Annotated in this window: 21 protein-coding genes and 2 pseudogenes; 4 read left to right on the top strand and 19 right to left on the bottom strand. The window is 69.7% G+C overall.

The window, feature by feature from the left end:
- Positions 1–66: 66 nt before the first annotated feature.
- From AC16DP_RS07355 to AC16DP_RS07315, 9 genes are all read right to left on the bottom strand, one after another.
- A complete protein-coding gene (locus AC16DP_RS07355) occupies positions 67–1,494 on the bottom strand; it encodes a zf-HC2 domain-containing protein (RefSeq protein ID WP_329728567.1) in 1,428 nt (475 codons plus the stop codon).
- Positions 1,491–2,123 (bottom strand): RNA polymerase sigma factor, encoded by a 633-nt coding sequence (locus AC16DP_RS07350; protein WP_329728566.1) that lies wholly within the window; start codon positions 2,121–2,123, stop codon positions 1,491–1,493. Before AC16DP_RS07350 ends, AC16DP_RS07355 begins: the two co-directional genes overlap by 4 nt.
- Positions 2,124–2,328: 205 nt before the next feature.
- Positions 2,329–4,197 carry a DUF362 domain-containing protein gene (locus tag AC16DP_RS07345; RefSeq protein WP_329728565.1) on the bottom strand — a complete coding sequence of 623 codons (1,869 nt, stop codon included), beginning with the start codon at positions 4,195–4,197 and terminating at the stop codon, positions 2,329–2,331.
- A gap of 37 nt (positions 4,198–4,234) precedes the next feature.
- On the bottom strand, positions 4,235–4,642 hold the full coding sequence (locus AC16DP_RS07340; protein WP_329728564.1) for a DUF2085 domain-containing protein: 408 nt from the start codon (positions 4,640–4,642) through the stop codon (positions 4,235–4,237).
- Entirely contained in the window at positions 4,617–5,642 is a 1,026-nt protein-coding gene (locus tag AC16DP_RS07335) for an ABC transporter ATP-binding protein (RefSeq protein WP_329728670.1), read from the bottom strand. The genes AC16DP_RS07340 and AC16DP_RS07335 overlap by 26 nt, the downstream gene beginning before the upstream one ends.
- Complete coding sequence (locus AC16DP_RS07330) at positions 5,639–6,631, bottom strand: ABC transporter ATP-binding protein (RefSeq protein WP_329728563.1); 993 nt, start codon at positions 6,629–6,631, stop codon at positions 5,639–5,641. The genes AC16DP_RS07335 and AC16DP_RS07330 overlap by 4 nt, the downstream gene beginning before the upstream one ends.
- Before the next feature lie 38 nt (positions 6,632–6,669).
- Positions 6,670–7,737, bottom strand: coding sequence for a GspE/PulE/PilB domain-containing protein (locus AC16DP_RS07325; RefSeq protein WP_329728562.1), 1,068 nt, complete (start codon positions 7,735–7,737; stop codon positions 6,670–6,672).
- Positions 7,738–7,761: 24 nt separating this feature from the next.
- Positions 7,762–8,511 carry a cyclic di-GMP-binding domain-containing protein, MshE-related gene (locus AC16DP_RS07320; RefSeq protein WP_329728561.1) on the bottom strand — a complete coding sequence of 250 codons (750 nt, stop codon included), beginning with the start codon at positions 8,509–8,511 and terminating at the stop codon, positions 7,762–7,764.
- Positions 8,512–8,600: 89 nt separating this feature from the next.
- Positions 8,601–9,422 carry a DUF4292 domain-containing protein gene (locus AC16DP_RS07315; protein WP_329728560.1) on the bottom strand — a complete coding sequence of 274 codons (822 nt, stop codon included), beginning with the start codon at positions 9,420–9,422 and terminating at the stop codon, positions 8,601–8,603.
- Between the two features lie 42 nt (positions 9,423–9,464).
- On the opposite strand from AC16DP_RS07315, the gene AC16DP_RS07310 reads away from it, so the two are divergent.
- Both AC16DP_RS07310 and AC16DP_RS07305 read left to right on the top strand, forming a co-directional pair.
- Entirely contained in the window at positions 9,465–10,184 is a 720-nt protein-coding gene (locus tag AC16DP_RS07310; RefSeq protein ID WP_329728559.1) for a MotA/TolQ/ExbB proton channel family protein, read from the top strand.
- An 11-nt stretch (positions 10,185–10,195) separates the two neighbouring features.
- Positions 10,196–10,648, top strand: a complete 453-nt coding sequence (locus AC16DP_RS07305) for an ExbD/TolR family protein (protein WP_329728558.1) — start codon at positions 10,196–10,198, stop codon at positions 10,646–10,648.
- Position 10,649: 1 nt separating this feature from the next.
- Here AC16DP_RS07305 and AC16DP_RS07300 read toward each other — a convergent pair.
- The 6 genes and pseudogenes from AC16DP_RS07300 to AC16DP_RS07275 form a co-directional block, all read right to left on the bottom strand.
- Positions 10,650–11,219 (bottom strand): annotated as a pseudogene (locus tag AC16DP_RS07300) (DsbA family oxidoreductase); the annotation flags it as partial.
- A 145-nt stretch (positions 11,220–11,364) separates the two neighbouring features.
- Positions 11,365–12,531, bottom strand: a complete 1,167-nt coding sequence (gene pheA / locus AC16DP_RS07295) for a chorismate mutase (RefSeq protein ID WP_329728557.1) — start codon at positions 12,529–12,531, stop codon at positions 11,365–11,367.
- Between the two features lie 175 nt (positions 12,532–12,706).
- The gene (locus AC16DP_RS07290) at positions 12,707–14,545 is read right to left on the bottom strand and encodes an acyl-CoA dehydrogenase (protein WP_329728556.1); all 1,839 of its coding nucleotides are present in this window, start codon (positions 14,543–14,545) and stop codon (positions 12,707–12,709) included.
- Positions 14,546–14,745: 200 nt separating this feature from the next.
- Positions 14,746–15,411 (bottom strand): MaoC family dehydratase, encoded by a 666-nt coding sequence (locus AC16DP_RS07285; RefSeq protein WP_329728555.1) that lies wholly within the window; start codon positions 15,409–15,411, stop codon positions 14,746–14,748.
- Positions 15,411–15,860 carry a MaoC family dehydratase N-terminal domain-containing protein gene (locus AC16DP_RS07280; protein ID WP_043388894.1) on the bottom strand — a complete coding sequence of 150 codons (450 nt, stop codon included), beginning with the start codon at positions 15,858–15,860 and terminating at the stop codon, positions 15,411–15,413. The genes AC16DP_RS07285 and AC16DP_RS07280 overlap by 1 nt, the downstream gene beginning before the upstream one ends.
- Before the next feature lie 12 nt (positions 15,861–15,872).
- Positions 15,873–16,874 carry an NAD(P)H-dependent amine dehydrogenase family protein gene (locus AC16DP_RS07275; protein WP_329728554.1) on the bottom strand — a complete coding sequence of 334 codons (1,002 nt, stop codon included), beginning with the start codon at positions 16,872–16,874 and terminating at the stop codon, positions 15,873–15,875.
- Between the two features lie 264 nt (positions 16,875–17,138).
- Between AC16DP_RS07275 and AC16DP_RS07270 the strand changes: the two genes are divergently transcribed.
- Positions 17,139–18,245 (top strand): HD domain-containing phosphohydrolase, encoded by a 1,107-nt coding sequence (locus AC16DP_RS07270; protein WP_047856925.1) that lies wholly within the window; start codon positions 17,139–17,141, stop codon positions 18,243–18,245.
- A gap of 9 nt (positions 18,246–18,254) precedes the next feature.
- On the opposite strand, the gene AC16DP_RS07265 is transcribed toward AC16DP_RS07270, so the two are convergent.
- The 3 genes and pseudogenes from AC16DP_RS07265 to AC16DP_RS07255 form a co-directional block, all read right to left on the bottom strand.
- On the bottom strand, positions 18,255–18,539 hold the full coding sequence (locus AC16DP_RS07265) for a hypothetical protein (RefSeq protein ID WP_329728553.1): 285 nt from the start codon (positions 18,537–18,539) through the stop codon (positions 18,255–18,257).
- Positions 18,540–18,564: 25 nt separating this feature from the next.
- On the bottom strand, positions 18,565–19,035 hold the full coding sequence (locus AC16DP_RS07260; protein ID WP_329728552.1) for a hypothetical protein: 471 nt from the start codon (positions 19,033–19,035) through the stop codon (positions 18,565–18,567).
- A gap of 204 nt (positions 19,036–19,239) precedes the next feature.
- Positions 19,240–19,404: pseudogene (locus AC16DP_RS07255) on the bottom strand (tetratricopeptide repeat protein); the annotation flags it as partial.
- A 541-nt stretch (positions 19,405–19,945) separates the two neighbouring features.
- On the opposite strand from AC16DP_RS07255, the gene AC16DP_RS07250 reads away from it, so the two are divergent.
- Complete coding sequence (locus AC16DP_RS07250; protein WP_329728551.1) at positions 19,946–20,446, top strand: hypothetical protein; 501 nt, start codon at positions 19,946–19,948, stop codon at positions 20,444–20,446.
- An 11-nt stretch (positions 20,447–20,457) separates the two neighbouring features.
- Here AC16DP_RS07250 and AC16DP_RS07245 read toward each other — a convergent pair whose 3' ends face one another.
- A complete protein-coding gene (locus AC16DP_RS07245) occupies positions 20,458–22,515 on the bottom strand; it encodes a peptidylprolyl isomerase (RefSeq protein WP_329728550.1) in 2,058 nt (685 codons plus the stop codon).
- Positions 22,516–22,565: the final 50 nt, after the last annotated feature.

Genomic DNA, 22,565 nt, shown 5'->3' with positions numbered 1-22,565 from the left:
CGACCCTCTCCCGAAGGGAGAGGGAGGATACGGCGGGTGAGGTGCGGCGGGTGGGCGGGGTTTCGCCTACTTCTTGATGGGAGCCGTGGTCTTGACGTCGATGCCTGCCTCGTCCGCCGAGGACGGCAGTTCGCGCTCCAGACGGCGCTGCGCCGTGCGCGCCGCGCTCGAGCCCGGCGCCTCATCCATCACGGTCTTGCAGACCTGCGCGGCGATCTGCTGGCGGCCCATCGCGAACTCCGCTTCACACAGCCGCGACAACGCCTCCAACCGCTGAGAGCCACGGGCTCCGGCCGACAACGCCGCCCGCAGGAAGTCCACCTCCTGCGCCCAGTCTCCCGAGCGGTGGGCCACCTCCGCCTGCTTCATCAGCTCCGCGGGCGTGGGCGAATAGCGCGTGGCGGCTCTCTCCGCGGACTGCTGCGCCACTTCCTTCTTCCTCGATTCCAGTGCATCCGTCCGCGCGACCGCCCCGGCCGAAGCCACGGCAGGCTGCTGGTACTGGGCAGCAGGTGCAGGTGGCGGCGGCGCGGCACTCGCTACCTGCGAACGTGCCGGGGCCTTCTGCTCGTACACATCGTCGTCCGCGACGTTCTTGCTCGCCGCCGGGGCCGCACGCGAGGCGGAGCCACGGAGCGGCTGCATCGGCTCGGGCGGCGCGGACTGCACGGCCTCGGCCATGGGAGCACCGGCGGCGTATTCCTCGGAGGCTACCTCGGCGGGCTCGGCACGCTGAGCCGTCGAGACAGAAGGCAGCGCCATGCCCCCTGGCGCGTCGCGCTTGCTCTTCGACGCCTTGCCCTCGCTCTCCAGCGCGAGCTTCTTGTCCGGGAAGCCCCCCGCACTGCCCGAGCCCAGGTTCCAGTCGTCGCCCAAGCTGGCACCACGCCCGCTCCCCATCTTCGAAGGAGCCTTCTTCGGCATGGCCTTGGAGGGCGGCATCGCGGCGCGCATCTCCTCGTCCATCTCCGCGTGCACCTTGCCGATGTCGGCGGGCACGGGAGCGGAGGTGGGCACGATCTCAGGGGGCGCGGGCGACGCGGGCGCCGCCGCGGTGTCCGCCACCTCCGCCTGCTCGCCACGGCCACGCGTCTTCTCCCGCGGAGCCTCCTTGTGCTGGGCGAGCGAGGGGCTGAGGTCCACCTCGCGATTCACCTGGATGACCACGACGCCAAACACGCTCAGGGCCGCCACGCTCAACGCAGGGGCCAGCAGGCGGCGCCACCAACGAGGTGCCGGCTCGGGACCCGCGGCGGCCCGGCGCGCGGACTGCTGCGCATACGCGAGCAACGACTCCAACCCCGCGTCCGGCGCGGACTCCAGCGGCAACCGGGACATCGTGGTGCGCACGCCCCGGATATCCGCCAGCGTCTCCGAGCAGCGTGAGCAGCCCTGCACATGCTGCTCCACCAGCCGCGCCTCGGTGGGCGGCAGCTCGTCGTAGGCGAAGTCCAGCAGCCGATCCTCGTGTGCGTGGGCTCCCTGGGGCTTCATCCCGCCACCGTCCTTCCGTCCTCGGCCAGGTCACCATCCACCCCGAGCTCGGCCAGGCGCCGGCGCAGGCCCTCGAGGGCATAACGCATGCGGCTCTTCACCGTATTCTCGGACACCGCCGTCACCTCGGCGATCTCCTTGAAGGGGATGCCGCTGTACTCGCGCAGGATGAACACCTCGCGCTGCTCCTCCGGGAGGCTGGCCAGCGCGCGCTCCAGCAGGGGCCGCACGCGGGCGTTGTAGGCGCCGCGCTCGGGGCTCATGCCCTCGTCGGGCAGGGCCTCGCCCAGGGGCCGGCCCTCATCGCCCTCGGCACCCGAGGTGGGCGCCTCCAACGAGGCCGCCTGCCGGTAGCTCTCTTTGCGCGCGCTGTCCACGCAGAGGTTCCTCGCAATCGTGTAGACCCAGGTGGTGAACTTCGCCTTCGCCTCGTACTCCGGGGCGCTGCGCACCACCTTCAGCCACGTCTCCTGAAGCACGTCTTCCGCCCGCGCACGGTGGCCGGTGAAACGGAGGATGAAGTTGAACACCGGTGTCCGGTGCCTGCGCACCAGCACCTCGAACGCACGAGCATCCCCCGCCCGGAAGGCGAGCATCAGCCGTTCGTCTGAGGTCTCCGGTCCCAACACTCCCCCGTTTCCAGGGCCCTATGCCTGTCCTCACCCCTCCCGCCCGATTAACGGGCGAAGGGTGATTCGGGTCTACCCGATTTTGGCCCTCTGTAAGTGGCGAGAATGACAGGGAGCGTGGGCGCTGTCACCAGCGCAGCACGGCCCGCCCGGCCCTCCAGGAGGACTCCAGGCCCACCCGCCGCGAGCGAGCGGCCGAGCGGGCTCACGGTCCCACCAGCGCCCGCATCAGGGCCCGGTACAGGCGCCAGAACGGGCCCTGGCCATGGCCGGACTTCGGCGGAAAGGCCCGCGTGTCCATGGCCGGCAGGAACGCCGCGCCCCGGCCACTGGCGAACTGCCAGACGGGAATCGAGAGCAGCCCCATGAGCGCGTGCAGCTCCGTCTCGTAGGGGGCGCGGAACCCGGGGATGGCCTCGTCCGGGCCCAGGACCCGGGTGGCCTCCCGGGGGTCCCCGAACCAGTCGCACGCCAGCCGCAGGAGAGGGGATTGGAGGGGCTCCCCTGCCCCGAGGTGACGGGTCGCGAGGAGATCCACCGCCAGCGCATCCGCGCCCGCGTAGAGGCGTCGAGGCGCGGGGGGCCGCCGGCAGCCGAGGATTCCGACCAGCCCATCCGCCGCGTGCTCGAAGGCGTCGATGAGCGCGAAGTGCGGCGGAAAGTCGAGCAGCGGCATGAGCAGCGCCGTCTCCCGGCTGGCGAACCGCTCGGCGAAGAGGAACTCGTCGAACCGGCCGCCCACGCCCTGGATGGTGGCGAGGGAGAGGTGCGTGAGATCCACGGGGTGGCTCCGGGCCTTGGAGAACACGATGCGCAGCTCCGCGTCCCGCCAGGAGCGGGCGATGGTCGACTGCGCCATGCCGCGGCTGTAGTCGTGCGGCACCTGCTCGGCTTCGAGGTCCACGACGCGATACGTGGGCGAGGTGAAGCCGAAGTAGCGCGCGACCTCGTGGACGCTCCGCCCGTCGAAGAACCGGTCGTAGAGGTTCCCGGCATCGGCGACGGCGATGTCCTCGAGGCCCAGCTCGCGCAGCCGCAGCGCCAGGGCCTCGACGAGCTCCGGGTCCGTGATGTTGGAGCAGTCGTCACGGTGGTAGCCCAGCATGAAGCTCACGCGCACGAGCACCCGGAGAGAGGAGACCGGCCGGCCCAGCGCCTCGGCCCTGGCGCGGACCACCTCCACGAGCCCGGAATCCTCCACGGTCCGGCGGAGCGCCTCCTGCTTGGACTCCCCGGGCGGCGACACATGGACGACGACGCGTCCTCCCTGGCCCACCGGGTGAGAGCGGAGCGGAGCCGAGCGCAGTGCACGAGGCAGGAACAGCTCGTCGGCACGGCCCACCTCGGAGATCAGCGAGCCGGTGGGCGCGAGGACCGAGTCCCCCTCTCCGAGCGTCTCCATGAACGCACGGAAGATGCGGGCGTGCTTGTCCTCGTCGGAGTGCATGCGCGAGAACCACGTGCCCGCATCCGGAGGCAACTCCGGCACCCGGGGAGCGACCTGGGCGATCCGCTTCCACCCGAGCGAGGCGCTCTCCTCCGCGTCCACCTGGAGCGCGCAGTACTCGCGGAGCGTGAGGTGCCGGAGTTTGTCGCGCATGGGCTTCGGCACCTTTCCTCCCAGCCGGCCCAGGAACATGACGAAGGACGCGATGAGCGTGGAGATCGGCGCGCGGGAGAACGACGTGTGGTGACGGACGGCGACGGCCCAGCCCGCGAGCGCGCCCGCGACGTGTGAGAGCCACGTGGCCACCCGGACGCGCACGGAGCCGATCCGGAGCAACACTCCCCGCGTATAGGTGGCGTGCATCTCCTCGTCGCGCCACGCCCAGGCGAGCGCCTGACGCATGAGGGCGCGGCTCTCCTCGGGCATGGCCACGGACGCGAGGCGCTCGCGCATCACCTCGTCCCGGTACGCCACCGCGACGATGCGCTCCCGCTCGAGGGCCAGCAGCAACAGCGCGCGCAGTTCCTCCGTGGGCCGTCCACGGAACCGCTCCGCCCACGCGTCGAGCTTGCGCTGGAACTCCCCCGCGACCGTCTCGGTGCGTGGGGCCTCCTCCCCCGTCGTCATGGGCGTGCACTCTAGCCGCTGACGAGGCCCTTCGGCCCTACCCGTCGCTCGAGCCCCGGTAGGTCATGAGCAGAACGGGGAGCGCGACCACGGCCACCAGGGCCGCCTGCCACACCAGTACCTGGGGCAGGGGCCTCTGGAGGTGGATGAACAACGAGCGGCCCAGCGCCACACCCAGCAGGACACCCGTGAGGGTGCGCACGGCGTTGGAGCCACCGCTCGGACGGAAGCGCCCCACCGCCCAGTCCACGAGCGCCGGCAGGGTGAGGCCGAGCACCACCGGCACATCCCACTCCCACGACAGGGGCGCTCGCGCCTTGAAGAGGGCCACCATCACGGCCAGCAGCACCGGGTACGTCCCCAGGCAGCGCGCGCACACCCGCACGCCATCGAGCACGTACGTGCGGTTGTACTCCTCCTCATGATGATGACTGAGCCAGAACACCCTGCCCTCCCTCCGAGACCTTCCGGGCCTCGTCCTCCGCCAGGAAGCACGCGGCGGTGTGCCCGTTGCCCAGCGCATACAGGGGCGGAGTCTCGCGCCGGCACCGCTCCATGGCGTACGGGCAGCGCGGATGGAAGGGGCACCCGGGCGGTGGCGCGAGCGGAGACGGCACGTCCCCCTGGAGGATGATGCGCGAGCGCTTGCGCTCGGGGTCCGGCACCGGCACCGCCGACAGCAGCGCCTGCGTGTACGGGTGGCGAGGCTTCCGGTACAGGTCCGCCGCGTCCGCCAGTTCCACGATGCGGCCCAGGTACATCACCGCCACGCGCGTGGACACGTACTCGACGATCTTCAGGTCGTGCGCGATGAAGATGTACGTCAGCCCCAGCTCGCGCTGCAGGTCCACCAGCAGGTTGACGATCTGCGCCTGGATGGACACGTCGAGCGCGCTGATGGGCTCGTCGGCCACCACGAGGTCCGGCCGCAGGGCGATGGCCCGCGCGATGCCGATGCGCTGGCGCTGCCCTCCCGAGAACTCGTGCGGATAGCGGCCCAGGGCATCTCGCGGCAGGCCCATCAAATCCAGCAGCTCGGCCACCTTCGCCTCGCGGGCGGGGCCTCGCTCCAGCCCGTGGATGGCGAAGGGCTCGCCCAGGATGTCCCGCACCGTCATGCGCGGGTTGAGCGAGGCGTACGGATCCTGGAAGACGAGCTGCATCCGCCGCCGCAGGGGGCGCAGCTCGCGCTGGGACAGGCCCGTCAGCTCACGGCCCTCGAAGCGGATGGAGCCGGCCGTCGGCTCCACGAGCCGCAGCAGCGTGCGCCCCAACGTGCTCTTGCCGCAGCCGCTCTCGCCCACCAGGCCGAGCGTCTCGCCGCGCCGCACGTCGAAGCCCACCCCATCCACCGCCTTCACGGTGCCCCGCACGCGCCCGAGCAACCCCCCGCGTACCGGGAAGTGCGTCTTCACGTCTCGCACCTGCAACAGGGGCTCGGTCATGGCGCGGGCACCGGGTTGTGGCACGCGGCCTCCTGGCCGTCGCGCTTGAGCTCCAGGGCGGGCTCCACCCGGGCGCAGATGTCCTGGGCGCGCTCGCACCGGTCCCGGAAGCGGCAGCCTCCGGGCAGCCGGCGGAGGCTCGGCACCATGCCGGGGATCGTCTTCAACCGGGGGCGCTCCCCTGCCCCCCCCGTCTCCTGGAGGGCCGGAATCGAGCGCAGCAGCCCCGCCGTGTACGGGTGCGCCGGCTGCCGGAAGAGGGCCTTCACCGGGGCCCGCTCCACCACCCGGCCCGCGTACATCACCACCACCGCGTCACAGCTCTCGGCCACCACACCGAGGTCGTGGGTGATGAGCATCACCGCCATGTGGCGCTCCGCCTGCAACCGCTTCAGCAGCTCGAGGATCTGCGCCTGGATGGTGACGTCCAACGCGGTGGTGGGCTCGTCCGCGATGAGCAGCTCCGGCCCACACGCGAGCGCCATGGCGATCATCACCCGCTGGCGCATGCCGCCGGAGAGCTGATGCGGATAGCTGTCCACGCGATGCTCGGGGGCGGGAATGCCCACCTGGCGCAACATCTCCACCGAGTGCTCGCGCGCGGCGGCCTTCGACAGCTTCTGGTGCAGCCGCACGCCCTCGGAGATCTGCTCGCCCACCGTGTAGACGGGGTTGAGCGAGGTCATCGGCTCCTGGAACACCATGGAGAGGTGACGCCCGCGCATGCGGCGCATCTTCTCCTCGGGGAGCGCGAGGAGTTCCTCGCCCCGGAAGCGAATCCGCCCGCCCACCACCCGGCCGGGCGGCTCGGGCACCAGCCGCATCACCGAGAGCGCGGTGAGGCTCTTGCCACAACCGCTCTCCCCCACCACGCCCAGCGTGCCGCCAGGCGGAATGGAGAAGGACACATCATCCACGGCCAGCACCGGGCCCTCCTCCAGGGAGAGCTGGGTCTTCAGTCCACGGACGTCAAGGAGAGGCTCGGACATGGGGCTCACGGCCGGGCCTCAACAGCCGGCCCGGGGCATCACTTCCGGGACAGCTCCTCCAGGAACTCCTCCTCGCGAATGATGCGCTTGCGGATGAGGAGCCGGATGAGGCTGGCCACCATGCGCGCGGGCTTCACCTTCTCCGTGTGCAGCTCCGCCTCGGCGCCATCCGCCATCCGCTCGATGTCCTCGAGCACCTTCAGGTCCTCATCCGTGATGTCCGGAGGCTGGGGCGCGGGAGGAGGCTGCGGCAGACCCTTCGCGGCGCCCCCGAAGACGACCACCGGCACGCCCTTCTGATCCGGCGCGGCGGGCGGCGCCGGGGACTCGGGCTCGCCGAGCAGCTCGTCCAGCAGGTCCTCGCTCTCCTGCGGAGGCGGAGGCGGCGGCGGCGGCGGGCTCGCGGGGGCCCGGGGCTTCGGCGAGCCCCTGGGGGTGATGAGGGTGATGTCATCGTCCTCATCATCGAAGGGCGGCGGTGCCGGGGGCGTGGGCGGCTTTGGCTTCAAAGCGGACCTCGGGGTGAGGACGGGGGGAGCGGCGACAGGGGGCGGCGGCGGTGTGGAGAGCCCATCCCAATCGAGCAGGGCCGAGACGGCGGCGGCGGCCGAGGACGGCTCCAACACCGGCGGTTCGCGGGGCTCGTCCTCCACGAGCAGTCCCACCGCGCGGCCGCTCACGAGATCCAACGCGCGGTCGATGTCGTCCTCGGCGGCCACGTGCACGCGGATGGGCTTGTTGAGCTGGAAGCTCAGCTCGCCCACCACGCTCAGGTCCGAGGGATCATCCACCGCCACGAGCAGCCGCTCGCCACGGGCCTCGCGCTCGAGCCCGAACAGCACGAAGCGGTGCTCGGCCTGGAAGTCGAGCGAGACGAGCTCGCGCACCTTCGGGGGGATCTCCTCCGGGAGCCGGACGAAGGGCAGATCGAACTGACGCGCCAGGGCCTGGGCCACCGCGGTGGGCTCGGTGAAGCCCAGGGCGATGATGACGGAGCCCAGGCGCTGCCCCTGCCCGTGGATCCGCTGCTGGCCGAGCGCCTTGCGGACCTGCTCCGGATTGAGTGCGCCGGACTCGATGAGCAGCTCGCCGATCTTCTTGCGCATGGAAGGACGGGGGGGCTGGACGGCTTACCGCTTGACCTTCGCCAGGTACTCGTCGCGGGTGAAGACGCCCTTCTCGATGAGCAGCTCCACCATGGCCTTGAGGGCGGCCACTTCCTTGCGCTGCACCTCCTCCACGCTGCGCAGGAGCTCCACGGGGCTGCCGTTGCCGCCGCGCACCGACGGCACCTCGCGCGAGGGCGTGGGCGGCATGGGGGCCGGCGTCCGGGAGGGAGCCGCGGCCGGCGGAGGCGCGGTGGGCGCGTTCATGTTCTTGACGACCGTGCGGCCCTGGGCGTCCACCACCTTGAAGTTGGTGTCCGCCTCGGCCAGCTCGCCCTGGTCGTCGTAGAAGCGCGCCATGGAGCGGGCGATGGCCGTGCGTCCGGCCACGTTCGGCACGATGCGGCACTTGGTGACGGCGCGCAGCTCGTCCAGCTGCCGCACGTTGAGCGGGTCCGAGATGGCCACCACCAGCGTCTTGCCGTCGTCGCGCAACTGCAGCGGCAGCACCGCGAAGTCCCGCGCCGTCTGCAGCGGGATCTTGTTGAGCACGTGCGCGGGGATCTCCTTCACCGCGTCCAGGTTCACCGCCGGAATGGCCAGCTGCTTGGACAACGCCCGCACCAGGATGTCCTCGGACACGAGGTTCATCCGCACCAGGATCTCTCCCAGCTTCCCGCCCCACTTCGCCTGCTCCGCGAGCGCCGCCTTGAGCTGGCTCTCCTGGAGCACGTTCGCCTTGATCAGCAGTTCACCAAGCTTGATCTGTGCCATGTCGCAGTCGCGGTGAGTCCGAACGGACCCGCCTTTGGCGTCAGTCTACCTGAAGTTCCAAGCATTGCCGCATTATCGACGAGGCCCGCTCAAGAACCGGGCGAGGCAGGAGGCAGGGCAACCGGAGGGAGGGACTGCCCCCCCTCGTCCACCTCGACGACGCGGACGTGCTCGGGCGCGGTGAGGTCGAAGAGCGTCAGGTCCGGGGACTCGTTGAGGGTGATGCCGGTGTAGCGCACGCCCACGGAGGTGCCGGCGTTGGGGGCCCGGAGCGTCACCTCGTGGGGGAAGACGAAGTCCCCCTGCTCCTTGAAGTGGTCGTACTCGAGCCCATAGGCCTGGATGCCGCGGACCTCGCTGCGCACCACCCGGAGGTGCTTGGGGTGGATGTGGAGCACCTGGAACACGGCTCCCTTGTGGAGCGTGAGGACGTACAGCCGCTCCTTCTCATCCAGGGCGAGCGTCATGCGCTCGGCGGGGATGAAGGGCACCTTGCCGAGCATGACGGAGACCAGCTCCTCGCTCGGCAGGGCCAGGGGCAGGAAGCGCGAGAGGTTCCGGGGGGTCGCCGGCCCCTGGTAGTACGTGTTCTCCTGGAACTGGAGCAGGCCGAAGCGCTGGCCGTCGGTGACGAGCACGGCGATGGGCCGGTTGAAGAAGTCGAACATCTCCACGCGCAGCAGGCCCGGCCGGGAGGCGGCCAGGAAGGCGGAGACGGTGCCGGAGCCCTGGGGCGACTCGACCCGGAGCTTCCCGTCACCCTGGAGGGTGGCCACCTGGTCCTGGGCGGCGCTCACCAGACGGAAGAGCTCCCCGGCGTCGGTGATGGGGCCCTGGGGGCCGAAATCGATGCGCTTGGGACAGCCTGAACATAAGAGAGCCAGGAAGATTGCTGCGGCTGCGCGGTTCATGGCTTTAGTCTCGCGCCAGGCCGACCTTCCTGGCCACCATTCATGAGCCTTTCCGACCTCCTCCACTACCTGCGTATCGGCGGCGTCACCCTCGCCTCCCTCCTCCTCGCCTCCGTGGTGGCCCTGGGTGTGGCCATCGAGCGGCTGATCGCCCTGTGGGGGGTGAGCGAGCGCTCGCGGGCCCTCGGCGACACGGTGCACAAGCACCTGCTGCGCGGGGACATCACCGCCGCCCGCACCGCCACCGAGCGCTCGGATGCCGCCGTGGCGGACATCTTCCTGGCGGGCTTCGATCGGCTCGAGCGCACCCGGGGCACCGGGGACGGCGTGGAGTCCGCGGTGGAGCGCGAGCGCGCCCAGGTGGGCCTGCGGCTGCGGCGCAACCTGTGGATTCTGGCCACCATCGGCTCGCTGACGCCGTTCGTGGGCCTGTTCGGCACGGTGGCCGGCATCATGAAGTCCTTCAAGGACCTGGGCCTGGACGTGCAGGCGGGCGGCTCGGGTGGCAGCGCGGCGGTGATGACGGGCATCTCCGAGGCGCTGGTGGCCACGGCGGTGGGCATCCTCGTGGCCGTGCAGGCCATGGCCTTCTACAACTACTTCCAGGCGAGGCTGTCGCGGGTGCTCGTGGAGCTGCGGCTCATGGGTGACGAGTTCGCCGAGCTGCTGCGCGAGCGGCCCATGAATGGCTCGGCGGCTTCCGCTTCCTCTTCCACTGCTCCGGCCCCGGTGGACGCGCCGCGTTCCCAGCCGGAGGCCTGAGGTCCACTGCCATGGCGATGGGCAAGACTCCGGGGGACTCCGAGGGAAGCGGCGAGGACGTCGGCTTCGCGGAGATCAACATCACCCCGCTGACGGACATCTTCCTCGTGCTGCTCATCATCTTCATGGTGACGAGCTCGGTGATCGTCCAGCAGGCACCGGGAGGGGCGCAGACGGGCCTCAAGGTGAACCTGCCCAAGGGCGGCACCACCGACGTGACGGCGCGGGCCACCGACTTGTCCGTGGCGGTACTCGCGGACGGGCGCTTCGTGCTGGGCGGCAACGTGGTCAGCGAGGACGAGCTCAAGCGCGCCTTCGCGAAGGCCCAGGAGGAGAACCCGGACACCGTGGTCATCGTCCAGGCCGACGAGGGCGTGCCCCACGGCACCGTGGTGCAGGTGATGGAGCTGGCCAAGAGCGTCGGGCTCGGCCAGCTCGCCATCGGCGTGCGCGACTCGCGATAGGTCAACCTGGACGCGGAGCGCGCGGTGAGACGCCCAGCCGCTGCATCACCTGCTGGAAGACGCCGTACTCCTGGGCGCCCTGCAGCGCGAAGCGATCTCCGAGCACGAAGGTGGGCACGGCCTGGATGCCCGCTTCCCGCGCCTCACGGACGGCGTCCTCGACGACCTGGCGGTAGCGGCCCTCTTCCACCGCCCGCTGCATCGCATCGGGATCCAAGCCGGCCTCCTGCGCCGCGCCTCGGAGCGTGTCCCACTGCCACAGGTCCTGCCCCTCGCTCCAGTAGCGCCGCAGCACCGCCGCATGGAACGGCTCGAGCTTCCCCTGGTCCCGGGCGAACTCCGCCGCCTGATGCGCCCGCCGCGTCGAGGGGATGATGTCGCGATCCACCATCTTCAACCCGGCCTCGGCCGCCCTGCGCTTGAGGGGGTTGTTCGGATCCTTCATCCGCTCGCGCACGTAGGCCGGCAGGGGGAGCCCCTCTGGCGGTGTCTCCGGACGCAGGAAGAACGGACGCCAGTCCACCTGGACGTCATATTCCTTCTTCAGCTTCTCGACCTCCACGAGGCCGACGTAGCACCAGGGTCAAACGAAGTCCGACCACACCCGGATCGTCACGATGTCGCTCATGAGGCACACCTAACACCTCCGGAGCGTGCCTGCCACCTGGACCCCCCTCACCCCCCGCCCTCTCCCAGCGGGAGAGGGCGCATGCGGCTCACAGGATGCGGCGCGAGCGCGGGTAGCTGCCCAGGACGAAGAGATCGCGGCAGTGCGTCTGGGCCTGTTCGATGGCGGCGACCATGGCCGGGTCCTCCCGGTGGCCGAGCGCATCGACGAAGAACGTATACGTCCACCGCTCCCGCCCCTGCGGCCGCTTGTCGATGTGCGAGAGGTTGATGCCGGCGGACTGGAAGACGCCGAGCACCGACACCAGCGCGCCGGGCTTGTCGTCCGTGGTGAACATGATCGACGTCTTGTCATCGCCCGTGGGCCGGGCGTTCTGCCGCGCGATGATGACGAAGCGGGTGATGTTGTTCGGGTCGTCCTCGATGCGGGGGAAGAGGACGTTGAGCCCGTAGAGCTGCCCCGCGAGCGCCGTGCCGATGGCGGCCGAACCGGGCTCGGCGCCAATCTCCAGGGCCTTGCGGCACTCGTCGGCGGCGATCTGCGCGGCGCGCGAGCTGCTGGCCGCGGGCATGAGCTCGACGCCGGGGTACTGGGTGCTCAGCCAGTTGCGGCACTGCTGGAAGATCTCCGGCTTGGAGTGGATGCGCCGGACCTGGCTGGGCTGGCAGTTGGCGAGCAGCGCATGGTGCACGGCGATCTGCACCTCGCCGTAGACGGAGATCTGCTGGGCGTTGGCCTTGAAGGCGTCGAGCGTCTCCACGATGCCGCCGCCCAGCGAGTTCTCGATGGGGACGAGCCCGTAGTTGACGTGCCCGCGGCGCACCTCGGTGAAGACGCCCCCGATCTCCCGCAGGTCCTCGTAGTCCACCGAGGAGCCGAACTGCTTGACGGCGGCGGCGTGCGAGTTGGAGCCGGGCGGTCCCAGGTAGCCGATGCGCAGCGGCTGCTCGAGCGCGAAGGAGCCGCTCATCAGCTCGCGGTAGATGCCCTCCACGGCCCGGTCGCTCAGCGGTCCCTTGTTGGAGGACAGCACCTTGCGGAGCACCTCGGCCTCGCGGTGCGGAGCGTAGATGGGGGTGCCCGTGGCGCGCTTGGTCTTGCCCACCTCGACGACGAGGCTCGCCCGCTCGTTCAACAGCCGGACCAGGCGCTGGTCCACGGCGTCGATCTTCCGGCGCAGTTCCTGGAGCCGGGCCGCGTCCTTGGGCCGGACGGGCTCGGGCTGCTTCTGCTTTCGGGTCTTCCTGGTGGCCATCGGTCTCCAGCGCGGTCGAGCACGGAAGGCGGGATTCTCTCTCAAGAACCCCCGATGGCGCACGGGAAGTATTCAACCCGGGGCTCCCGGCACCCTCACCCCGCCCCTCTCCCGGCGGGAGAGGGAAGGATGCGAGGGTGGGCCTGGGAGGTACGGGAGCCCCCGGGCCTGGACGTCAGATGCTGCCGAAGGCGGTGTTGGAGATCTCCACCGAGGAGGTGTCCTCGGTCGCCATCATCCGCGCCGCCTGCTCCACGTTGGGCAGCACGTTGCGCGCGTACCACAGCGCGCTGTACTTCTTGCCCTCGTAGAAGGCCTTCTCGTCGCCCGTGGCCTTCTCGCCCACGCGCTCGGCGATGACGGCCGCGTCCAGCAGCAGCCAGCCCACGGCCAGCTCCGACATCATGTTCAGGAAGCGGTTGGCCGACAGCGGGATGAGCGTCATCTTCGACGGCTCCTGCGACCAGCCCAGCACGGCCATGGCGCTCGCCATCACGCCCTCCTGCGCCGCCGCCAGCTGCTTCACCGCCTCGCCGTACACCTTGTGCTCGCGGTTGGCCTCGATGAAGCCGCCCACGTCCGCCATGAACTGCTGGAAGTTCGCGCCGCCCGACTGCCCCATCTTCCGGCCCACCAGATCCATCGCCTGGATGTGGTTGGTGCCCTCGTAGATGGAGAAGATCTTCGAGTCGCGCGTGTACTGCTCCACCGGGTAGTCCTGGCAGTAGCCGGCGCCGCCGTACACCTGGATGGCCTGCGCGCACAGCCGGAACGCCTGGTCCGACGCGTACGACTTCACCAGCGGCGTCAGCAGCTCCACCTGCCCGCGGTGGTAGGCCGCCTGATCATCGTCCTTGCCCGCCATCATCTGCGCCTTGTCCGTGTGCATGGCCAGCTTGACGAGCAGCGCGCGGATGCCCTCCACGTGCGCCTTCATCTCCAGCAGCATGCGCCGCACGTCCGGGTGCTCGATGATGGCCACGCGCGGCGCCGAGGGATCCTTCCACTTGCTCAGGTGCGCGCCCTGCTTGCGATCCTTCGCGTACTCCAGCGCGTTGAAGTACGCCGCGCTCGCCAGCGCCACGCCCTGGATGCCCACCGCGATGCGCGCGCCGTTCATCATCTTGAACATCTGGCTCATGCCGACGTTCTCGACGCCGCCCACCAGCTCGCCCACGCAGCCGTCGTTCTCGCCGAAGTTCAGCACACAGGTGGCCGACGCCTTGATGCCCATCTTGTGCTCGATGGAGCCCACCGTGACGTCGTTGCCGCCCGCGAGGCTGCCGTCCGCGTTCACGCGGATCTTCGGCACGATGAAGAGCGACAGGCCCTTGGTGCCCGGCACCGCGCCCTCGATGCGCGCCAGCACCAGGTGCACCACGTTCTCCGCCAGGTCGTGGTCACCGCCCGAGATGAAGATCTTCGTGCCACGGATGCTGTAGGTGCCGTCCGCGTTCTTGCGCGCGCTCGTCTTCGCCGCGCCCACGTCCGAGCCCGCGTGCGGCTCGGTGAGGCACATGGTGCCGCCCCAGGTGCCGTTGAGCATGCGCTCCACGAAGAGCTTCTTCTGCTCCGGCGTGCCGCACTCGGCGATCAGCTCCGCCGCGCCGAAGGCCAGGCCCGGGTACATGTTGAAGGCCGAGTTGGCGCCCGAGAGGATCTCCTCGATGAGCACCTGGAGCATGATGGGGCCACCCTGGCCGCCATGGTCCGGGCTCACCGCCACCGTCTTGAAGCCCTGCTCGTAGAGCTTCTTCCAGGCGTCCTTGAAGCCCTTGGGGGTGATGACGGCGCCGTTCTCCAGCCGGCAGCCCTCGCGGTCACCCGAGGAGTTGAGAGGCCCGAGGACCTCCTTCGCGAAGCGGTACGTCTCCTGAATGACGGCCTTCGCCTCATCCGGCCCCCAGGCATCAAAGGGGGCCTGCCCCGCGACCTGGCCGAAGCCGAACTGCTCGAACAGCGTGAAGAAGATTTCCCGAAGGTCGGTCTTGTAGGTGTTGATGCCGGCGGACATGAGCCCCTCCCCGTACGTTGGTGGGGCTCACGGCCGCCACATCGGCGGTCAGCGGCCCCCATTGGGACACGCAAAGGTTACGTCTGTTGATTCGAGAGTCAATCCCGATTGACTCCAGAATCAATCAAAAGTGACGCTTCGCGTTGGAGCGGCGAGGGTTGCTCGCCGCCCCCACAGGGAGGGGATTGAAGGGGAAAGTCCTACTTCTTGGCCTTCTTCGCCGCGGCGGAGGCCTGGGAGACAGCGGGCGCCGTGGCCGTCTTGGCGGCCGGCTTGGAGCCCGTCGTCTTCTTGCCGGACATGCTGCCGGCCCTGCGCTCGTCGTCCTCCTCGCCCTCCCCCGCCGTCTGGGCGGCGGAGGCCTGGAGGAGGCTCTCGCGAGGCACTTCCACCACGATGGGGGACTGGCCGGAGCGCTGCCGGTTCTCGTCCTCCAGCGAGTAGAAGAGCTGGATGGTGGAGTTGCCCTTCATCACCAGCTCACCGCGCTGGTTCTCCGCCCACAGCTCCACCTCGACGAAGTAGCGGCCACCCTCGCCGTGCCGGTCGCTCACGCGGCCCTTGCAGACGACGGTGTCACCGGGCCACACCATCTTGATGAAGCGCACGTGGTAGCGGCGCAGCTGGCCGCCGCGGGCCCAGTCGCTGATGAGCTGGCCGAGCATGCCCATGACGAGCATGCCGGGGGCATACACGGAGGGCATGCCCACGCTCTTGGCGTAGACCTCGTCCACGTGGACGGGGTTGAAGTCACCCGAGGCACCGGCGTAGCGCGACAGCTGCACGCGATCGATGGGAGCCTTGGCCAGCGCCGGCAGCTCGTCGCCGACGCGGATGCCTTCGAAATAGAGCTTGCGCGCGGGCATTACGGATTCTCCTTGGCGGCGCGGACGATGAGCGTCCGGCGGGCGCGGAACACGAGGTTGCCCTCCTCGTCCCGGCCCTCGTCCTCGATGACGGCGACATCCATCTTGCCCGCCGGGCCGGTGCGCTCGAGCACGTCCGACACCCGCGTGGCGACGAAGATGCGGTCACCGGCGAAGATGGGACGCTCGTACTCGAAGGACTGCTCGGCGTGCAGCAGGCTCTTGATGCCCACCCCCAACAGCTCGCGCAGATCCGCCGCCGAGCTGAAGGACGCGGGGAAGGTAGGCGGGGCCACTACCGTGGGGTAGCCCGAGGCCCGCGCATACTCCTCGTCGTAATAGATGGGGTTGTAATCGCCGAGGGACTCGGCGAAGCGCCGGATGGCGCCCTTCTCCACCTCGTTCAGGAACGGCGGGGAGGCCCGGCCGATCGCGTTCTTGTCCAGCATGTCCCTCTCCCTTTAACGACCGGCCGGAAGCTCGAGCACGGTCAAGAGGCCCGCCTCGGCGGCAGTCACGCGCGGGGCCGCATTCACCAACGTGTTGGCGGTGGCCCGGTCCCCGGGCACGCCCCCGCGAATCTCCAGCACCAGCTTCGGGTCCGCCTCAATCTCGATGCGATCCCCCGGATTGTCAGCCCCCACCGCGATGGTGAGCTCCAACCGAACCCGCTCCTGCCCTTCCTCCAGACCCACGGCGGACTGGAAGATTCCCGCCACCCGGCCCTTCTTCACCGGGAAGGCACCATCCAGGATGTCCTCCTCGGCGAAGACGGGGACGATCTCCTCCTCGAAGTCGTCGCAGTCCATGCCGAGTCCCAACGCGCACAGGGCCGCGCTCTCCACCAGGCCCACGTGCCCCATCTGATCCTTGTCCACCAGGGCGAAGAACTCGTCCTCGGTCAGGCCGGCGCCCACCTTGCGCTGGAGCGCTTCGCGGCGCGTGCGCGCGTCCACCACGCGCGTCACCGTGGCATGGCGCACCGGGCCGCACGCCTGGCCCGCCACCGCCACCAGCCGGTCCATCACGAAGCCCGGATTGACGCCGGTGCCGAGCACCGCCACGCCCGCGGCTTGCGCCGCGCGGTCCAGCTTCTCGGCCAGCTCGGGATACTTGAGGAAGGGGAAGGCCAGCTCCTCACAGGTGGAGACGATGGGCAGGCCGAGCTTGAGGGCGTCGAGCAGCTGATCCATCACCTGCTCCAGGCGCGAGCCGGTGGCATGCAGCAGCACGGCGCCCTTGCGCCGTCCCACGGCCGCCTCCAGCGTGCCAGCCACCTTCACCTTCAGTGCGGGGCCCCCGAGCACATCCGACAGGGGACGCCCCACCAACTGGGGGTTGGCGTCCACGGCACCGATCAGCTCCACCTCAGGTGAGAGCTGGGCCGCCCTGGCGATCTCCTGCCCGATGACTCCCAACCCCATGACCACCACCGGGACCGGCCCTGCGGAGGCTCTAGGCATCGGAGAACTCTCCAAAAATCAAGGAGTTACACCACAATGCAGCAATGTCGCGCACCATAGACCACCCCCAGCCGGACAGGCAAGCGGCTCGTGAGGCAGGCAGATCGTCCCCTCCCAGAAAGAAGAGAGGTTACGAGGGGTTGTAAAGCGAGCAAGAGTGCGAGCCCACACCCTGCGGGTGTGACCTTCGGGCGCAAAGACGTGTATAACGGCCCGGTTTCTTCGATGTCCGTCCCTATTTCGAAGGGTTGGGAGGCTGTGTTCATGGACCGCATCCTGGTGGTGGATGACGATCCCCTCATTCTGGCCGCGCTGTCGCGGATCCTCCAGTCGGAGGGCTACGAGGTCGTCACCCACACGGATCCTGCCCAGGCCGCCAAGGAAGAAGGATTCCAGGTGGTGCTGACGGACTTCATGATGCCGTTGCTCAACGGCGTGGAGCTCCTGAGGACCCTGCGTGAGAAGAACCCGCGCGCCGTACGCCTGATGCTCACGGCGGCCGCGGACTTCCGTACGGCGTCCGAGGCGGTCAACCGGGGAGAGGTGTTCCGTCTGTTGGGCAAGCCCTGGTCGCTCAGCGAGCTGACCAGTGCGGTGCGGCAGGCTTTCGAGCATTTCAAGCTCGTGGAGTCCAACGAGCGGCTCACGCGGGAGGTGGCCGAGAAGAACGCGGAGCTGACGCTCATCAACCGCGACCTCGAGCGCATGGTGGTGGAGCGCACCAACGGCCTGCTGGACGGCCTCATCAGCGCGCTCGACTACCGCGATACCGAGACGCAGTGGCACTCGCGCCGGGTGTCGCTCTACTCGCGGCGCATTGGCGAGGAGATCGGTCTCACGCCCACGCAGCTCGAGGTGGTGGAGCAGGGAGCCCTGCTGCACGACATCGGGAAGATCGGCGTGAGCGACACCATCCTGCTCAAGCCCGGCCCGCTCTCGCCCGAGGAATGGGTGGAGATGCGCAAGCATCCCGAGTACGGGTACAAGATCCTCGCGAAGATGCCCTACCTGCACGAGGCCTCGCTGATCGTGCTGCACCACCAGGAGCGGTGGGACGGCAAGGGCTATCCGCAGGGGCTCAAGGGCAAGGACATCGTGATCGGGGCGCGCATCTTCGCCATCGCGGACACGGTGGACGCCATCACCTCGGATCGCCCGTACCGCAAGGGCCGGCCGATGTCCGTGGCGCGCGATGAGATCAAGCGCTGCTCGGGCACGCAGTTCGACCCGGAGCTGTCCGAGGCCTTCCTGCGCATTCCGGACGCGGAGTGGCAGCGCATCCGCAAGAAGGTCGAGGACATGGAGAACGCGGAGAACGCGCTCTGGGCCGGCTTCACGCCGGGCAAGGTGCCCAACCGCGTCGCGAGCTGAGCGCGTCTCTCACGGGAGCGCGCCCTTGCCCACGAAGGCGCGCAGCCAGGTCACCTCGCTGCGCGCCCGTGATTCCAGCAGTTGCTCCGAGAGCGAGCGCAGCGGCCACCGGTCGAGCGCGGCCCGGAGCGAGCTCATGACGGCCGCGTGCAGCTCGTCCTCGCGCGCGAAGGCCTCCCGCTGATCGCGGCCATGCCGCAGGCTGGAGGCTCCGGACGCCATGAGCGAGCTTCCCACCGAGTGCTCCAGGAGCGAGGACTGCCCGGTGAGTTGGCTTCCGATGCGCCAGAGCATGCGTCCCATCCTGCGGCGCTCGTCCTCAGGAGAGCCGCTCCCGGGTGGCCGCGGCCCGCCAGAGCAGCAGGAGCACACCGCGATGGCCCAGCGTCCGCTCCGCCACCGCGAAGGCAGCCCCCGTGGAGCCGGGCACCGACAGGTCCACCAGGCATCGCCGCGCCTCCTGGAAAGGCCGTGTGAAGGAGTCCTCCTTCCAGGTGGGGAGCACCGAGATGGCCTCGAGCGTTTCCAGTTCATGGGGACCCAACGGTGCATCCCGCTCCGTTCCCACCAGCAGGTGCAACAGGCGAAGCCGCATGGCTGAAGGTGAAGAGAGCTGAGCGAAACGCTGGCGCAACACGGGCGCGGCCTCTTGCTGGACGGACACCGGGAGCCTCTTGTCGCGCAGTAGATCGAATGCCGCGACGAGCAGCGCGGAATCGTCGAGCTCCGGAACCTGCTCGAGGACCCAACGGGCACGCGCCTCGGAAGGATTCAGGGAGAGCAGGGTCAAGATGAGACGCACCCGCGAAGAGGGGGCACGATCCCAGGCGCTCTCGAGCCCTGATTCATCGAGGCTCGCGAGGAGGGGCTCCGGCAACAAGGCACTCTCCTGCAGGTCGGGGCGGCCCAACTCCGTCCAGGCTTCGAGAAAAGCCTGTCCCCACCCCACCGGGACATCTCGCCGCTGATTCGCCAGGAGCGTCTCCAGAATCCGCAACTCCGGTTGCCCGGGAGCCAAGGCACTCACTCGGCGAAGAACCTCCTGTGCCGCGGAGAGGTCACCTGATTCCAGTGCGACGCACGCGAGAACGACATGCGCCGGAGCATGGCCTGGTGCTTCAGTCAGGGCCGCGGAGGCCTCCTGTCGAGCGCGCTCCATTTCTCCCGTAACGGCGGCCCGATGAGCGAGCCGGGTGTGCTGCAATGCACTGGAAAGGGCCTGCCCGGAATCGGGTGGCTCGCGCGCCGCTCGGGACTTCCAGAGTGCGAAGCCTCCCGTGAAGGTGAGCAGCGGAGTCGCGAGGCCCAGGGACCAGAGAAGCATCCTCCGTGTCATGCCCGTGCCGCTGCGTTCCGAGGTAGGGCTCGGAGGAGTCGATGTGACGTTCATCAGGACGCGGCCCCGTGGTTGTTGGCTACCCTACGCAGAATAGTCAGGAGGCGTCCCCTCTGATTGAGACGGCCGTCTCGTCTGTTCGAGACTCGTCGCCAGCGACGGAAGAGTCGCTCGCGCACCAGCCTGGGCGCTTTCGGAAGAGGGGAAGAGGTGCCCGATGCACATCAGGAGCTCCGCACCGCACCGCTCCATACTGGTGGCCACTGCGGCCCTGATGCTGATGACACGATTGGCCCTGCAAGGATTCATGCATGCAGAACAATGTGGTCTGGCCCGATAGACTCTGGGACGAAAGACCTTGCCGATGGTGAGGGTCTCCGCCAGCTCAAAGCGCCGCTTCATGGAGGTAGCACGAACGCTGGAGCAGACACTCGTCGCCTCGTTCGACGATTCCTTCGAGACCTTGGAGTCCAGGTTCAAGGCGCTGGAGCGGCAACTGCTGCGTTCAGTCGTGATGACGGCGTACGAACGACAAGAGGTACAACGGCGGATTGCCGAGGCGATCTTCACCGAAGCGTATGGGCACGACTGCCCATGGCCGATCTTCGGGCGCACGCTGCGGCGCATTCATCGCCTGGGCTACTCGAACGTCGAACGCCGCTACCACGTCGCCTGTCTGTACGCGCGATGGTGCCAACGGCACCCGCAGCACGACAATCGCGAGGCCCGTCGCATGCTGGATGAGACCGAACGGAGCATTCGCCGTCTTCCTCACGGCAACAGCCTTCGCAAGTGGCTGTTGAGCGCTCTGTCGGAGCTACGAGTCCAGACAGGGTTCCAGTCTGGAGCACCGCTCATCCAGTAGCCGTCCTTGCTTCAGGGCGACACCTCCACCTCCTGGATGGTGTCGCCCTCCAGGAGGCGGTCCACCACCTCCATGCCGCGCGTCACCTCGCCGAAGGCCGTGTAGCGGCCATCCAGGTGCGGCTGCGGCGAGTGGGTGAAGAAGAACTGGCTGCCTCCCGTGTCCTTGCCCGACAGCGCCATCCCCAGCACGGCGCGGCGATAGGGCCGCCGGGTGATCTCGCAACGGATGGAGTAGCCCGGACCACCCTCACCGTCTCCGCGCGGGTCTCCCCCCTGCGCGACGAAGTCCGGCACCACGCGGTGGAAGGTGGTGCCCCGGAAGTAGCCCTTGCGCGCGAGCGCCACCAGGTTGCCCGACGTCAGCGGTGCCTCCGCGTCCAGCGCCACCGTGAAGTCCCCCTTGTTCGTATGGAACGTGAGCGTGCTCCCCACCGGAGCGGGCTCGGGACGGAGTGCGTTGTCCGGCAGCTCCACGTGCGCGGCCCGCACGGGCTGCCCCGTGAGGCTCGAGAGCGACTCGGCCGCCACACGGCGCACGTTGGCGTGCGGGTGCTCCAGCCACTTCCGCAGCATCGGCTCCGCGTCCTTCCCCGCCAACTCCACCAGCCCCTCCGCCACCGGCGCGGCCATGTCCGGCTCCTGCGGCACGCGCTCCGCGAGCGCTCGCACCAGCGGCAGTGCCTCCATGTCTTTCAGCTTCCCAGCCGTGCTCGCCGCCGCCGCGGCCTCCACCGGGTCTTTCCCCTCCAGGAGCGCCCGCACGGGCCCGGCGGCCTCGGGCACCGGACGGGATGCCACCGCGTCGAGCGCCGCCAGCCTTACCCGCGTGTCCGGATACGACAGGTACTGCACCGCACTGCTCGCGCCTCCCCTCCCCTTCGACTGCGCCACCTCGCGCAGGCCAAGGGACAGCCGCCGCACCGCTCGCACCCAGCCGCCTCCACAGCGCAGCGCTTCATCGAGTGCTCCCGTCTGCCGATCGAGCGCCGCCGCCAGACGGCAGTCGAGGTTCATCAAATCTCCCGAGGCCACCTCCGAGACCGCGCCCGGTGTCGCCTCCTGGAGCGCGCGCCGCAGCGCCACCAGCACCGGACGTCCCGCCTCGGGCAGGCCCTGCTGCGCCAGCGCGAGCAGTGCGTGACCCGCCGCGGAGTCTCCTCGCGCCACACGCTCCACCCGGGCCGTCAGGGTCCGAAGCGCGTCCAGCGGGGTGCAGTCTCCGCTGCAACGCGAGGCCAGCTTCGCCAGCGCCCGCGAGGCCTCGGCCGCCACGCGGGGCACCTCGTCCCCCAGCAGCCGGCCCACCACGGCCGCGTCCTCCGGGCCTCCCACGTCCCCCACCCCCTTCGCGCACAGGGCCCTCACGTCCGGCGCGTCATCCCCGAGACAGCGCCGCAGCATGCCGAGCCCCTCGGGACGCTTCGCGCTCGCCAGGAGGTAGGCCCCGCCGAAACGCGCCGCCTCGGGCTGTCCGGACTGGAGCAGCACCGCCGCCCGCGCCAACGGCACCTCCGCCAACGACGCGCCCCGGCGTGCCGCCACCCCGAGCCCCACCGCCGCCCGGCCCGCGACCTCCGGATTCCCCTCCGAGAGCCGCTCCGTGAGGCGCTTCACCGCCCCCGGCGTGGCCAGCTTCCCCAGCGACTCGAGCAACGTGCGCCGCACGCCCTCGTCCTTCTCCGCGCCCTCGGCGGCCAGCAGCGCCTCCGTCATCCGCGCCTTCTCCGCGTCCGTGAGCGGCTCCCACGAGAGCGCCAGCACCCCCGCGGCGAAGGCCGCCTCGTCCCGCACGGGCACCTCGGCGGCACCCCATCCGCCCAGCACGGCCTCCAGCGTGGACGGCTCCTGGATGCGGGCGAGCGCGCGCAGGGCCCGCACGCGCACCGGCACGGACCCCTTCGCCGCCAGTTCCACCAACCGGCCCCCCGCCAGCGAGCGGCGGTCCTCCCAGAGGGCGATCTCCTCCCCTCCTCCCGCCTCCGGCGCGGACGGCACGGAGCGGACACAACCCGACAGCACGAGTCCCCACAGCAGGCAGGCGGGCACAGCGGCGCGCAGAGCATCCATGCCGCCCCGCCTAGGCCAATTCCCCGCGAAAATCCAGGGGTTAGCCCGTA

Source organism: Archangium sp. (assembly GCF_057119385.1).
The sequence above is the reverse complement of the archived record's forward strand: the minus strand, read 5'-3'. Positions and strand labels throughout refer to the sequence as shown.